This is a genomic window from Pseudomonas sp. NBRC 111131, from assembly GCF_001320525.1.
Lineage (GTDB): Bacteria > Pseudomonadota > Gammaproteobacteria > Pseudomonadales > Pseudomonadaceae > Aquipseudomonas > Aquipseudomonas ceruminis.
This window is the reverse complement of record NZ_BCBH01000061.1, coordinates 1-13616: the sequence shown is the minus strand read 5'-3', so window position 1 is coordinate 13616 and position 13616 is coordinate 1. Positions and strand designations below refer to the sequence as shown.

Annotated in this window: 12 protein-coding genes and 1 pseudogene; 9 read left to right on the top strand and 4 right to left on the bottom strand. The window is 58.9% G+C overall.

The window, feature by feature from the left end; genetic code table 11:
- Window positions 1–1137, bottom strand: a pseudogene (locus APH34_RS27735) (IS4 family transposase); the annotation flags it as partial.
- Between the two features lie 267 nt (window positions 1138–1404).
- On the opposite strand from APH34_RS27735, the gene APH34_RS27725 reads away from it, so the two are divergent.
- The 6 genes from APH34_RS27725 (at window position 1405) to APH34_RS30150 (ending at window position 5174) form a co-directional block, all read left to right on the top strand.
- Window positions 1405–1704 (top strand): ribbon-helix-helix domain-containing protein, encoded by a 300-nt coding sequence (locus tag APH34_RS27725; RefSeq protein ID WP_009681898.1) that lies wholly within the window; start codon window positions 1405–1407, stop codon window positions 1702–1704.
- A 242-nt stretch (window positions 1705–1946) separates the two neighbouring features.
- Window positions 1947–2336, top strand: coding sequence for a hypothetical protein (locus tag APH34_RS27720; RefSeq protein WP_009681897.1), 390 nt, complete (start codon window positions 1947–1949; stop codon window positions 2334–2336).
- Between the two features lie 24 nt (window positions 2337–2360).
- Entirely contained in the window at window positions 2361–3212 is an 852-nt protein-coding gene (locus APH34_RS27715; RefSeq protein WP_033690130.1) for an alpha/beta fold hydrolase, read from the top strand.
- A gap of 169 nt (window positions 3213–3381) precedes the next feature.
- Entirely contained in the window at window positions 3382–4041 is a 660-nt protein-coding gene (locus APH34_RS30160) for a hypothetical protein (RefSeq protein ID WP_009681895.1), read from the top strand.
- 50 nt (window positions 4042–4091) lie between these two features.
- Complete coding sequence (locus APH34_RS30155; RefSeq protein ID WP_009681894.1) at window positions 4092–4508, top strand: methyl-accepting chemotaxis protein; 417 nt, start codon at window positions 4092–4094, stop codon at window positions 4506–4508.
- 54 nt (window positions 4509–4562) lie between these two features.
- On the top strand, window positions 4563–5174 hold the full coding sequence (locus APH34_RS30150) for a methyl-accepting chemotaxis protein (protein ID WP_236183104.1): 612 nt from the start codon (window positions 4563–4565) through the stop codon (window positions 5172–5174).
- Window positions 5175–5187: 13 nt separating this feature from the next.
- On the opposite strand, the gene APH34_RS27705 is transcribed toward APH34_RS30150, so the two are convergent.
- Window positions 5188–5703, bottom strand: a complete 516-nt coding sequence (locus APH34_RS27705) for an Lrp/AsnC family transcriptional regulator (RefSeq protein WP_009681892.1) — start codon at window positions 5701–5703, stop codon at window positions 5188–5190.
- A 124-nt stretch (window positions 5704–5827) separates the two neighbouring features.
- Between APH34_RS27705 and mdeB the strand changes: the two genes are divergently transcribed.
- From mdeB to lpdA, 3 genes are all read left to right on the top strand, one after another.
- Window positions 5828–8518, top strand: a complete 2691-nt coding sequence (mdeB, locus tag APH34_RS27700) for an alpha-ketoglutarate dehydrogenase (protein WP_047150276.1) — start codon at window positions 5828–5830, stop codon at window positions 8516–8518.
- 86 nt (window positions 8519–8604) lie between these two features.
- Window positions 8605–9918 (top strand): dihydrolipoyllysine-residue acetyltransferase, encoded by a 1314-nt coding sequence (gene aceF / locus APH34_RS27695; protein WP_009681890.1) that lies wholly within the window; start codon window positions 8605–8607, stop codon window positions 9916–9918.
- A gap of 11 nt (window positions 9919–9929) precedes the next feature.
- The gene (gene lpdA, locus APH34_RS27690; RefSeq protein ID WP_009681889.1) at window positions 9930–11723 is read left to right on the top strand and encodes a dihydrolipoyl dehydrogenase; all 1794 of its coding nucleotides are present in this window, start codon (window positions 9930–9932) and stop codon (window positions 11721–11723) included.
- Between the two features lie 205 nt (window positions 11724–11928).
- Here the strand turns inward: lpdA and APH34_RS27685 are convergent.
- A protein-coding gene (locus APH34_RS27685) for an IS3 family transposase (protein WP_371259966.1) occupies window positions 11929–13328 on the bottom strand; the annotation gives its coding sequence in 2 pieces (ribosomal slippage) (window positions 11929–12842 and window positions 12842–13328; 1401 coding nt in all).
- 55 nt (window positions 13329–13383) lie between these two features.
- Entirely contained in the window at window positions 13384–13497 is a 114-nt protein-coding gene (locus APH34_RS30505) for a transposase (protein ID WP_080641052.1), read from the bottom strand.
- Window positions 13498–13616 lie beyond the last annotated feature (119 nt).

Below are 13616 nucleotides of genomic sequence, written 5' to 3'. Positions count from 1 at the left end.
CACAGTGCCGCACCAGCAGCTCGACCAGGGTATTTTTGAGCCGTGACACGCCTTGGGTGAAGTTGACTTTCCATCGCAGCTTGCGACCTTTGTGGCGCTGTTCGATGACCGGCTGTAGCAGGTGCTGCATCAACAGCGCCAGGTTCTTCAACAGTTGAGCGGCATGAAAGTCCTGCTTTACAGCGGTCACGCTGCGGCCGCTGAAGTTGTCCAGCGTCAGGGTTTGTTTGAGGCGACGGAAATCGGTTTCGATGCCCCAGCGGCGGTGGTAAAGCTCGGCAAGCACCTCAGCGGGAAAGGCTTCTCGATCCAGCAGCGAGGTCAGCAATACCTCGCTTTCGCCGTTGGCCAACTCGACCCGGATTAGTCTCAGCTCGATCTGGCTGGCAGGATCAACGCCAGCCTCGGAGCAGAACAGACATGCTTCAGGATGGTTGGCCACGAAAAGCTCTGTTCAACTTGGTCAGAGTGTAGAAACGCTTTGACCTGGGCGTTATAGCCACAGGGCAGGCGCATCAGAAAGTGCCGCTGTTGCTGCGCGAACAGCGCGAATAACCAGTGCCCAGGGTAACCACGGTCAAACAGCGTCAGGCTGTCAGCCGGCAGGTGCTCAAGGTGCAGATGGGCACAGTCGCGCTCGCCGACGGTCAGGGGCACGATCAGGCTATGCAAGGTTTGACCGTCAGCGACTTCGTAGAGTGTGGACAAGCGAGCCATGGGAAAGCCAGAGTGACTGCCAAAGAAGGTCGCCATGGTCGACTCCAGGGGTAAATGCACGGTCGAGCCATCCACCGCGAGCACCCTCAGCCCACGCCACTTCTGGCGCAGCCCTAAGCAGTCAATTTGTTGCTGCAGGAGGCGATTGAGACTTTCAAATACCTCGGGGTTGAGCTTTTTGCGCGCTTTGCAGAAGGCCTGCGCAGTGACCATTTGCGTCTCAGTCGACGCCTGATTGAGTACGCGATAGAACTGATCGAGTTCGGTTTGCAGGGCCGTGCGTGGCTGATTGAGCAGGAACAGGACGAGGTTCTTGAAGGTGAGCTGGCGTCGGAGGGTAAAGTCTTGAGGATTCTGGCGGTGGGCGGCGATGAAGGCGGGACAATCGAGCGGACTGGTTGTTTTTTGTACAATTTTCAAGTCAGGGTTTGGCTGGGGGTGTCAAGCGATGCGGTATAGGTAGTCAAAAGGGCTTCTCCCATGCACTGATTTGAGCGCTAATCATATGATATTATGGATAATTTCCAAAGTTGATGACATTGGGCAGCGGTCATTGCCTGGATTTCGAAATGAGTCTGTTGGGCAGAGGCAATACTGCAACCCTGGCTGGAGCGCCACGTGTAGTATTGGCCTATTACCCTTTTTGCCTGAAGAGGGAAATAATCCTTTTACCGGGAGGGCCTCAAAATGTGCGAGCTGTATATCAAAGCCGATCCAATACTGTACGAATCTCGGTCACGCTCGTTGCGTATACACGGCGTGATCACGACTCTGCGACTGGAAAACCAGTTTTGGGACATCCTCACAGAGATGTCCGCCGTGGAAGGCCTGACCACCAACCAGTTGATCACCAATCTCTATGAGGAGATCACCAAAGCGCGCGATGAGGCGATGAACTTCTCCTCATTCCTACGGGTTTGTTGCACTCGATACCTGGCTCAACAGCGCAGTGCCGCACCTCTTAAGCTGGTAAACCGCAGCGCCTGATTTTAAGCGATCGATACAGGAGCTGCGATCTATCTGTTGGTGCCGGCGACAAATTGACACAGTTGCTGACATGTCATTGACCCAGTCTGTTCTTCTTCGCGAATCATTGCCTTTGCTGGATTTGTGCTAACTTGGAGGTGGGTGAGTCTTGCATCAGCACACGGGTCAATTCGGCATTGGCGTCAACAGTTCGATGACCGATGACTGATTTTTCGAAAAAAGTACAAAAAGAGGAGAAAGTCATGGATACACACGTACAATCTTGGGCCCAAAAATTTCGCGAGCATTCTGATTCTGATGCCACGATCCAATCAATGGGTAAGTACTTCACGTGTACGTACATGCTCGACATGGAAACTGCAAAAGTCATCGTTGATATGCGCGATGGCAAGGTCAACGACATTAATGTCAACCCCGCCCCCCTCGATAGCTACCAATTCGCCTTTCGGGCAAGTGCCGCCACGTGGAAAAAATTTGGCATGGAGACGCCACCGCCAATGTTCCATGGTATCTGGGCGGCTTCGTTCCGGGAGGATTTGAAGATGGAAGGCGATCTGCTTGTGCTAATGCAGAACCTTCGCAACATCACCATTCAAATTGAATTGCTTCGTAAAACCGGCGTACCGGTTTAATCAGAATCTCGTCGGAGAAGAAACATGTCTCGAATTTCACCGGTAACAGGACATTATGTAACCCTCGAGGTGGACGGTTGCGAATACAAGGTGTTTTACAACCAAAATGGCAGCGGCCAACCTTTAATCTGCCAGCACACTGCTGGATGCCACAATCATCAATGGCGAGATCTGCTCGAAGACGATGATATTACGAAGGACTATCTGGTTATCGCCTACGATCTTCCGCGTCACGGGAAATCAGATCCACCTCTTAATAAGGAGTGGTGGAAAGAGGAGTACCGTCTCACGGCCGACCACTACGTAAACTTCATCGTTGCCCTCTGCGACGCGCTCGAATTGGAGAATCCGATCTTCATGGGTTCTTCATTCGGAGGCAATGTCGCTCTGCAGCTCGCTCTACGTCACCCGGACAGATTCAAGGCGGTGATACCGGTCGAAGCTGCTGCGTATGCGCCAGGATTCTACCTTGACTGGTGGCATCACCCCCATGCCAATGCCTCACAAGTTTGCGCAAGCGGAGTCTGGGATTTGATGGCGCCAATGTCGTCAGACAAGGACCGTTGGCTAACATGGCATTACTACAGTCAGGGCGCGGAAGCGTTCAAAGGTGATCTCTACTTCTACTCAGTCGATCATGATTTGCGGGACAAGCTTGGACAGATCGATGGCGAGAAGTGTCCAGTAGTGATGATGACCGGGACCTATGACTATCTGACTCCTCCTTCCGCGACCAAAGAAACGGCCGACCAGATCAAGGGTGGGTCATTCATTGAGATGGAGGACATCGGACATTTCCCTATGAGTGAAAACTACCCAGTGTTTAAAAAATACCTGGTAGAGGCTCTGCAACGTATCGATACCCAATTAACCTGACGTACCCACTGGTGACTCTGCCGCACCATCTCCAATTGGAGATGGTGCAGCTTTTCACAAAATATCTAGTTACAGGCTATCGGAACAAAGTCGGATTCCGCGTCATCGACTAGGCGTTGCCGCCACAGCGTTCTATGCCTTCAACGTGCTCGAAGTGCGAGCTGAGAAGATGAACGACGTCGCATCCGTCGAGTCACTGATGCTGCAAGCGCAGGTAGCGGTAAAGGCGTTTGGCCTGGAGTTGGCTGAAGACGAGGCTAACACGGTTGTCGGCCTAACCGATGAGCTCGTCTCGTTGCTGGAGAGGTCCCAGGTGGAGTCCGGGTCGGGCGACTCCGTGGAGGCGGCAAAAATCTATCTCGCCCAGTTCAAGCGGTACGCTCAAGCCCAGCGTGATGCTCGCGAAGCTCGCCTGCGCATGCAGCAGTTGGCCCAGGTGCTTGGCGAGCGGTTCACCGTGGTGATGCTGGATCAGCTCGACGCGGTCAACCTCCTGGCCTCGCAGGCGCAGCCGGCTGATTCGGTGCGTATGCTGCAGCTTGAACAAGCCTCCACGCTGCGTGACAAGCTGGCAAACCTGCGTGACAGCGAACTCTATTTCACTCTCGACGGCAGCACAGATGTGCGCAACGCCTGGGAGGCGAGAGTTATTGAACTGCGCTCGTACATGGAAAACTTGGAGCTGCGGCTTGAGGGTTCAGAGCGGGAGTCGTTGACCCAGGCGAGTACGGCGCTGGCGGAATACAGCGCCGCATTCAACGGTTATGCCGCAAGTCGTGATCAAGCCAGCGATAGCCAAGACGCGAGAATGACGCTGCTGACAGGGTAAGCGCACTGCTTGGCGCGGCCCACATCGCGCAGGTGCAGGCTTCGCAGTCGATGAGCCAGCGGGTATCCCGGCTGCTTGGGGGGATTGTGCTGTTGGCGCTTGGCTTTGGCATCGGTGCCGGTCTGCTGATTCGCCACTTGATCCTGCAGCCGCTGCGTCAGGCCGGTGAGCTTACCCGGTTCGTGGCATCTGGCGATCTCAGCGCACAGATCGATGCGGCCAGACGACGTGATGAGCTGGGGCATCTGCTCGGCAGCGTCGGCGTCATGCTCGACAGTCTGCGTGGGCTGATCGGCCGGATTGGCCAGGGTGTCGGGCAGTTGAACCAGGCCACCAGCGGCCTGGTTCAGGTGACTGAGCGTACTCGTGAGGGAGTCGACTTGCAGCACGAGGAGACTGAATTAGCGGCCACCGCCATGCAACAGATGGCCGCCACCGCGCAGGATGTCGCGCGCAATGCCAGTTAGACCCGCGATGCAGTCGAGCAGGCCAATAGGCAGGCGGGTAAAGGCAAAGAGTTGGTGCGTCAGGCGACGACCAAGATCGGTCACCTGGCACAGGAAATGAGCGGCTGTTCCGAGGCAATGGGCTCGCTGCTTAACGAGAGTGCGGCGATCGGCAAGGTTCTCGATGTGATCAATACCCTGGCCGGGCAAACCAATCTGCTGGCCCTGAATGCGGCGATTGAAGCAGCACGGGCGGGCGAAAACGGTCGGGGTTTCGCTGTCGTGGCGGACGAGGTGCGCCACCTGGCGCGGCGGACACAAGCTTCCACTGATGATATTGCCACTAGCATCAAGCAGCTGCGTACGGTGGCCGAGCAAACAGCCAGCCGCTTGCGAGGGAGCCACACGCTGACCGGCGAGAGTGTGGTGCTTGCCGAGCAGGCGTCACAGGCTTTGCAGGAAATCGCCGCGGCAGTCTCGACAGTCGAGCAGATGAGTCAGCAGATCGCTGCGGCGGCCGAACAGCAGAGTGCGGTGGCCGAACAGGTTGGCGAAAGCATGGAGCGAGTACGGGCGGTCGCTGAGCAAAGCACCGCGGCGAACGGCTTGCTGGAAACGTCAGTGCGCGGGTTGGAGCAGGTGGGCGACGCCCTCAACGCGGCGGTTGGAGGTTTTCGCACCACCTGAAGTGGGGGGGGGGTTATTTATGCCGAAGTTTGCCGGTGCCTGTTTTAGTCGAGTCTGTGCGGGGAAGTGGTAGTGCCGTTTTGTATTTGACCTGTTTGAGCGCGAAACTCGAGCGAATATTTGCGACGCCCGGGATCTTGGAAAGTTGATTAACAATAAATCGTTCGAGTGCCTGTACATCGGGTACCACAACCCGGATCAGGTAATCAGCGTCGCCGGTCATTAGATAGCACTCCATGACTTCCGGGTAGTTTTGTATCGCCTCTTCAAAAGTCTCTAATGCGCGTTCTACCTGGCGCTCCAGCGTAATTTGGATAAATACACTGACGCTCAGACCTAGTTCATAAGGGTCAAGCAGGGTTACGTAACGACTGATCAAACCCGATTCTTCTAATGCCCTCACTCTTGTCAGGCAGGGCGAGGGCGATAGATGCACGCGGGATGCGAGTTCGACGTTGGTGAGTCGAGCGTTGGCCTGCAGTTCTTCGAGGATGCGCAGGTCTATTGAGTCGAGTTGTGCTTGCGGCATGTTACGCCTCATTTGTGTTGATTGGCAGCATTATATGCCGAAAATTGGTAGTAATGAAGATTAGTACGGCGGCATGTTCTGTCGGTTTACCTCTAAGCTAACAGTAACAAGAGCGGAGGCAGATATGGGTGTGCTAAACGAAAATTCGATAACTGGGTCAGTGGCGTCTATGGATATTGACCGAGATGAAACACGGGAATGGCTGGAGTCGTTAGAGGCCGTCGTGCGCGATGGTGGTTCCGAGCGTGGCCAGTTTCTGCTTAAACAATTAGAGCAACACGCAAGAGCACTTGGCATCACCTCGCATGTGCACCCGTACTCGGCTTATCGGAACACAATTTCGATTGAAAAGCAGGGGCCCTATCCAGGCGACCTTGCTGTCGAGGAACGGATTACTTCCATCATTCGCTGGAATGCACTGGCCATGGTAGTGCGCGCCAATCAGGCTTACGGGGATTTGGGTGGGCACATTGCGAGTTATGCATCTGCCGCCGAAATCTTCGAGGTCGGTTTTAACCATTTCTTTCGTGCCAGTGATGAAAAGCACGGCGGCGATCTGGTGTTTTACCAGCCGCATTCGGCACCTGGCGTTTACGCCCGGGCGTTCCTCGAGGGACGTCTGTCGGAGGAGCAACTGGCCAATTACCGCCAGGAAGTGAGCGGCAATGGCCTGAGTTCTTATCCACACCCGTGGTTGATGCCCGATTTCTGGCAGTTCCCCACCGGCTCGATGGGTATTGGCCCGATCAGTGCCATCTACCAGGCGCGTTATATGCGTTACCTCGAGCATCGCAATCTGGCCGAAACCGCCGACCGCCATGTGTGGGGGGTGTTTGGTGACGGCGAAATGGATGAGCCGGAGTCCATTGCCGGCCTCACCCTCGCCGCACGGGAAAAGCTCGATAACCTCACCTTTATCGTCAACTGCAACTTGCAGCGTCTGGATGGCCCGGTGCGTGGCAACGGCCAGGTCATTCAAGAGCTCGAAGCGCTGTTTACCGGCGCCGGCTGGAATGTGGTCAAGGTCATCTGGGGCTCGGACTGGGATCCGTTGTTTGCGCGGGACAGCAGTAATGCCCTGTTGCAACGCTTTGCCCAGACCGTCGATGGTCAATATCAGACCCTCGGCTCCAAGGACGGCGCCTATAACCTGCTGCACTTCTTCCAGCAGGATCCGGAAATCCAGGCGTTGGTCTCGCATATGTCCGATGCCGATATCGATGCGCTCAAGCGCGGCGGTCACGACTTCCGCAAGCTGTATGCCGCGTTCGCTGCAGCCAAGGCGCACAAGGGGCGTCCGACCGTGATCCTGGCAAAAACCAAGAAGGGGTACGGCATGGGCGGTGCCGGCGAGTCGCGCATGACCTCGCACCAGGCCAAGAAGCTGGATATCGATGCACTCAAGGCATTTCGTGATCGCTTCGCGCTGCCACTGTCGGACGACGACGTCGCGCAACTGCGCTTCTATCGTCCGACTGAGGACAGTCAGGAAATACGTTACTTGCAAGAGCGCAGAACGGCGCTGGGCGGCTATATGCCGGCGCGGCAGAAGGGCAAAGAGCACGTCGCCGTGCCGGCCCTGGCCGACTACGCACGCTTTGCCTTCGAAGCCGACGGCAAAGAAATGTCCACCACCATGGCCGTGGTACGGATGCTCGGTGGTTTGCTTAAAGACAAGGAACTGGGTCCCCGCGTGGTGCCTATCGTCGCCGACGAGGCACGCACCTTCGGCATGGCCAACCTGTTCCGCCAGATCGGTATCTACTCGCCGCTGGGGCAACTGTACGAGCCGGAAGATGCCGGCTCGATGCTGTATTACCGTGAAGCCAAGGATGGTCAGTTGCTGGAGGAGGGCATTACCGAAGCCGGTGCGCTGTCTTCCTGGGTAGCGGCTGCGACCTCCTACAGTGCCCACGGCAAACCGATGCTGCCGTTCTACATCTATTACTCGATGTTTGGTTTCCAGCGAGTCGGCGACCTGATCTGGGCAGCGGCCGACCAACGTGCCCGCGGCTTCTTGCTGGGCGCTACCGCCGGGCGTACCACCTTGGGTGGCGAAGGGCTGCAGCACCAGGACGGCAGCAGTCATGTTATGGCCGCCACCGTGCCCAATTGCCGCGCCTACGATCCGGCGTTCGCCGGCGAGCTGGCGGTGATTGTCGATCACGGCATGCGCCAGATGATGGAGCGTGATGTCGACGAGTTCTACTACATCACCGTGATGAATGAGAACTACGCTCAACCGTCGCTGCCGACCGGCGTCGAGGATCACATCATTCGCGGCATGTACCGTTATGCCGCGACCGATGCGCCGTCGCCGCGTGGCGCGGTGCGGTTGCTGGGAAGCGGCACCATCCTGCGCGAAGTGATCGCCGCGTCCGAGCTGCTGGCTGCCGACTGGCAGGTGTCGAGCGAGGTGTGGAGCGTCACCAGTTTCAGCGAGCTGGCGCGCGAGGCGCGTGATGTGGAGCGCCACAATCGTCTGAATCCTGCTGAGCCGGAACAGGTCAGCCACCTGTGCGCCTCCCTCGCAGGCACCGCGCCGGTGATTGCTGCCACCGACTACGTTCGTGCCTGGCCGCAACTGATCGCCAGCTACGTCGATGCGCGTTTCATAGTCCTGGGCACCGACGGCTTTGGCCGCAGTGATACCCGCACCGCCTTACGCAGTTTCTTTGAAGTGGATCGTCACCAGGTGGTTCTCGCCGCCCTGGACGGTCTGGTGCGTGACGGCACGCTGCCGCGTCAGGTGTTGGCTGACGCCATTGGGCGCTACGGCCTGGATGGTAGCCGACCGGCGCCGTGGGCGCGCTAACGGGTTGTCTCTTCGTTCGCGCTCGATGAGCGTTCCATCCGCTCCCTGTAGGGGGAGCGGATCCACTTTCTTGGCGACGGTTAGTCATGAGTGAAATCAGAGAAATTCAAGTGCCGGATATCGGCGACTTCAAGGACCTTCCGGTGATCGAGGTATTGGTCAAACCGGGCGATACAGTGGCGTTCGACGACCCTTTGCTGACTCTGGAATCGGACAAGGCATCGATGGATGTGCCGAGCCCTGTGGCCGGCACCGTGGTGTCGGTCAGCCTCAAGGTAGGTGATCGGGTTTCCAAAGGCAGTGCCATGCTCAGGTTGCAGATGGCCGCCGATGAAACGCCTGCCGCTGCGGCGCCAGTGAATACCCCAGCAGTGGCGGATGCACCGGTGAGTGCAGCGCCGGCCCCCGTGGCCGCCAGTCCGGCTGCACCGGTGCCGGTGGCAGCTGTTGCGCCAGCGGTGAGTACGCCAGGTCTGAAACCCCATGCCAGCCCTTCGGTTCGCAGCTACGCGCGCAAGCTGGGTGTAGACGTAACCAAGGTGGTGGCTACTGGCAAAGGCGGGAGAATGCTTCGCGAGGATGTCGAACGCTTCGTCAAAGATGCCCTGGTTCGCCTGGACAGCCCCGTGCCTGGCTCGGGCAACTCAGGTGCCGGGCTCAATCTGCTGCCGTGGCCGGACGTCGATTTTGCCAAATTCGGTACCATCGAGAAGGTCGCGCTGTCGCGGATCAAGAAGATCTCGGGTGCCAACCTCGCGCGCAACTGGGTGATGATTCCCCACGTTACTAACAACGAAGAAGCGGATATCACCGAGCTGGAAGCGTTCCGCGTGCAACTGAATAAGGAAGGCGGCAAAGACGCGATCAAGTACACCATGTTAGCGTTTCTGATCAAGGCAGCGGTGGCCACGCTGAAAGCCTTCCCGCAGTTCAACAGTTCGTTGGGCAACGAAGACGGCGAGCCAATCCTAGTGTTGAAGCAGTACTACCACATCGGTTTTGCCGCCGACACGCCGAACGGGCTGGTGGTGCCGGTGATTCGCGATGCCGATCAGAAAGGCATCGGCCAGATCGCCAGCGAATGTGGCGAGCTGGCGAAAAAAGCCCGCGACGGCAAGCTGGGTCCCGCCGAGATGACCGGCGGCACCTTTACCGTTTCCAGCCTGGGCGGCATTGGCGGTACCGGCTTCAACCCCATCATCAACGCGCCAGAAGTGGCGATCCTCGGCGTTACCCGTGCGCAAATGAAACCGGTGTGGGATGGCAGTGGGTTCGCCCCGCGCCTGATTCTGCCCATGGCCCTGTCCTGGGATCACCGCGTGGTCGATGGCGCTGCTGCGGCCCGTTTCCTTCAGCACCTGGCTGCTCTGTTGGTTGATTTCCGTCGAATTACGCTGTAAGGGGCTAGCTCATGAGTCAGGTTTTTGAAGTGAAGATGCCCGGTATCGGCGATGCCGCGGCCATGCCGGTGATCGAGGTGCTGGTCAAGGTAGGCGATGTGGTGAACGTCGACGACCCGATCTGCGTACTGGAGTCCGATAAGGCTACGATGGATGTGCCGTCTTCTGCCGCTGGCGTGGTCAAGGAAGTGCTGGCCAGCGTCGGCGATAAAGTGGCCGAAGGCGCTGTGCTGTTGAAGCTGGAGTCGGAGGCGGCTGTTGCGCCGTCTGCGTCCGCTCCCGTGCCCGCTGTTGCAGCCTCGGCGCCTGCTGTCGTGCCCACAGCGGCTGCTAGCCATGCCGGCAGCTCTGATCTCGAATGCGACGTGCTGGTTCTGGGCGGAGGCCCTGGCGGCTACTCCGCCGCCTTTCGCTCCGCCGATCTGGGCCAGAAAACCATAATCGTGGAGCGTTATGCTTCCCTTGGCGGCGTATGCCTGAACGTGGGCTGCATTCCGTCCAAGGCCTTGCTGCATATCGCCAATGTGATGGAAGAGGTGCCCCATCTGGCAGCTCTGGGTATCGAGTTCGGTGCCGGCGCAGTCGATGTCGGTAAGCTGCGCGCGCACAAGGAATCGGTGGTCAACAAGCTGACCACCGGGCTCGCTGGAATGGCCAAGGGCCGCAAGGTCGATGTGGTGCGTGGCTTTGGGCGTTTTCTCGATCCCCACCGTATTGAAGTGGCCGTTTCCTCGGGCTCCGGCCAGGAGCAAACCGGCGAGAAGAAGGTCATCCGCTTCAAACAGTGCGTGATCGCCGCCGGCAGCCAGGCGGTAAAACTGCCCTTTATGCCGAATGATCCACGCATCGTCGACTCCACCGGGGCGTTGGAACTGCGTACCGTGCCCAAACGCATGCTGGTGGTGGGCGGCGGGATTATCGGCCTGGAGATGGCGACTGTTTATTCGGCGCTTGGCGCCCGTATCGACGTGGTCGAAATGCTCGACGGCTTGATGCAAGGGCCTGACCGCGACCTGGTGAAAGTCTGGGAAAAATACAACAGCCACCGTTTCGATAATGTGATGGTGAAAACCCGCACGGTAAAAGCCGAGGCCAGCGAGCAGGGCATTTGGGTGAGCTTCGAGGGTGAAAAGGCCCCCGCTGAGCCGCAATGCTATGACTTGGTCTTGGTGGCGGTGGGGCGCAAACCCAATGGCAACCAGATCGATGCCGACAAGGCTGGTATCACCGTGGGTGAGCGCGGCTTTATCGCCGTGGACAAGCAGATGCGCACCAACGTGCCGCATATCTTCGCCATCGGCGATATCGTTGGCCAGCCCATGCTCGCCCACAAGGCGGTGCACGAGGGGCACGTCGCTGCCGAAGTGGCAGCAGGCGAGGCGCTGAGCAATGCCGAGCTGGCGCGTAGCACCTTTGACGCATTGCAAATTCCTGGCGTCGCCTACACCAACCCCGAGGTGGCGTGGGCTGGTCTTACTCAGCAGGAAGCCAAGGACAAGGGCATCAAGGTCGAGGCCGCGGTATTCCCCTGGGCCGCTTCAGGCCGGGCGATTGCCAATGGTCGCGATGAGGGCTTCACCAAGCTGTTGTTCGATGCCGAGACCCATCGGCTGGTCGGTGGCGGCATCGTCGGCACCGGCGCGGGCGACCTGATCAGTGAAGTGTGCCTGGCCATCGAAATGGGCGCCGACGCCGTGGATATCGGCAAGACCATCCACCCCCATCCAACACTAGGTGAGACCGTGGGCATGGCGGCGGAAGTCGCCCATGGTAGTTGTACCGACCTGCCAGAGGCACGTCGCTGAGACGCGGAGGAGATGACAATGAACAGCTGAAATTAGGCAATCACGGCTGACTTGAGTCAATGGGTGGGCCGAGAGGAGCTGCGCTCCGACTGCCTGTCCGAATGAGCGTGGAACAGGTGTCCGGATCAGCGTGGGCTGAGTGTCCGAATGGCGTGGAATCCGCAGTACGTAATAGCCACATGTTACCCACCAGATTTTCATGCTGTCATCCTGAGCGCATAACAACACCACAGGAAAACCTCAGGCACACGATTGGTGCCAGCACCCAGTTCCTGATGTTGCCGCTCCAGCGCTCCGGGTGCCGTGCACGCGCCGCCTCGTACAGCTCGATACGCTTGCGCAGCAACTCTTCCGCTTGGCCAGTATGTCGCTGCGCCGGGGTCACGAACTTCAGGGCGCTGTGGCGATGTTCATGGTTGTACCAGGCCACGAAGCTGTTCACCCAGTTCCTGGCCTGCTCCAGCGTGTCGAAGGGCCGCTCCGGCCGCTCCGGCCACAGCGGGCAGTACTTCGCCGTGCGGAACAAGGCCTCGGCATAGGCGTTGTCATTGCTCACCCGCGGGCGGCTGAACGAGGGCATCACACCCAGGTTCTGCATGGCCGCCAGCATGGTCGAGCCCTTCATCGCGCTGCCATTGTCCGAGTGCAGTACCAGCGGCTGGCCTGCTCGCTGTTCACGTAAGCAGGCCTGGCGTAGCAGCTGGGCGGCCTGATCGGCGCTTTCACTTTCATGCACCTCGTTGGCCACCAGCTTCCGGCTGTAGACGTCCTTGATCATGTACCAGTAGAAGTAACGGCCCTTGACCGTGGTCGGCAGCCAGGTGATGTCCCAGCACCACAGCTGGTTCGGGCCGTCGGCCACATGGGTCGTCAGCGCTCGTTTCACCGGTGGGCGGCTACGGCCGCGCGGATGCTGCTGTTCGGCGTCCTTCAGCAACCGGTAAAAGGTCGACTCCGAGGCCAGCCAGGTGCCCTGATCGGCCAGCCGCGCCACGATCTGCTGCAGCGACAGGCCCAGTTCGGCGCAGGCCTGCGACCGCCGCGCTCCCGCCGCCACGGCGTCCTCGATCAACTGCAGCGTTCCACGGCGATCCGGGGCGCTGATCACTCGTCCTCGTCCTTCCCCCAGAGCGCCTCGGCTTTTTTTCGCAACACCAGCAGAGCCGCGGTTTCTGCCAGCGCCGCATCCTTGCGCCGCAGTTCACGCTCCAGCTGCTTGATGCGCTTCTTCGCGGCCTTTTCCTCTTCGCGTTCGCGCCGGGTCTTGCTCGGCTGAGCCAGGCTGTTGGCCTGCTCGCAGGCTTCGCGCCAGGCGTTGATCTGCTCGACATACAGGCCTTTGCGCCGGCAGTACTCCGCCAGCTCAGCCGCATTGAGGCTGGCGCTTTCCAGCACCACCCGAAACTTGTCCTGGCTCGACCACTGGTCGGCCTGCTGTCCATCTCCCGGCACCACTGCTCCCGCTGCTCTGGCCTGTTTGCGCCAAGCATACAGGGTGGCATCAGTAATGCCTGTCGCTTCCACCAGCTCCGGCACCGTCCGGTTCAAGGGCGGCATCATCTGCCGCACCACCCACTCCCGATGCTCTATCGAATAACGCGCCACACGGCTCTCACTTCCGCCCACCGAACAAGACTCATCGAATCAACTCACACGACAACTATCCTGACGCGGCGGGGCGGATGGCAACGCTGGAAACGGTCGCACCGGGTTGCAGGCATTCCTGAACAACCTGGGCCTTGAACGGTTTGGGGTAAGAGCTTCGTTGGCGCATGGAAATCCCGGCGATAAGGGCTATCGCGTCCGCTTAAAAATACGCGGACACCATCGCCCTTAATGCTGGAGTTCGGAAGGTGACTTGGCCGGACGCTTACCTCAGAACGGCGCTTTCTT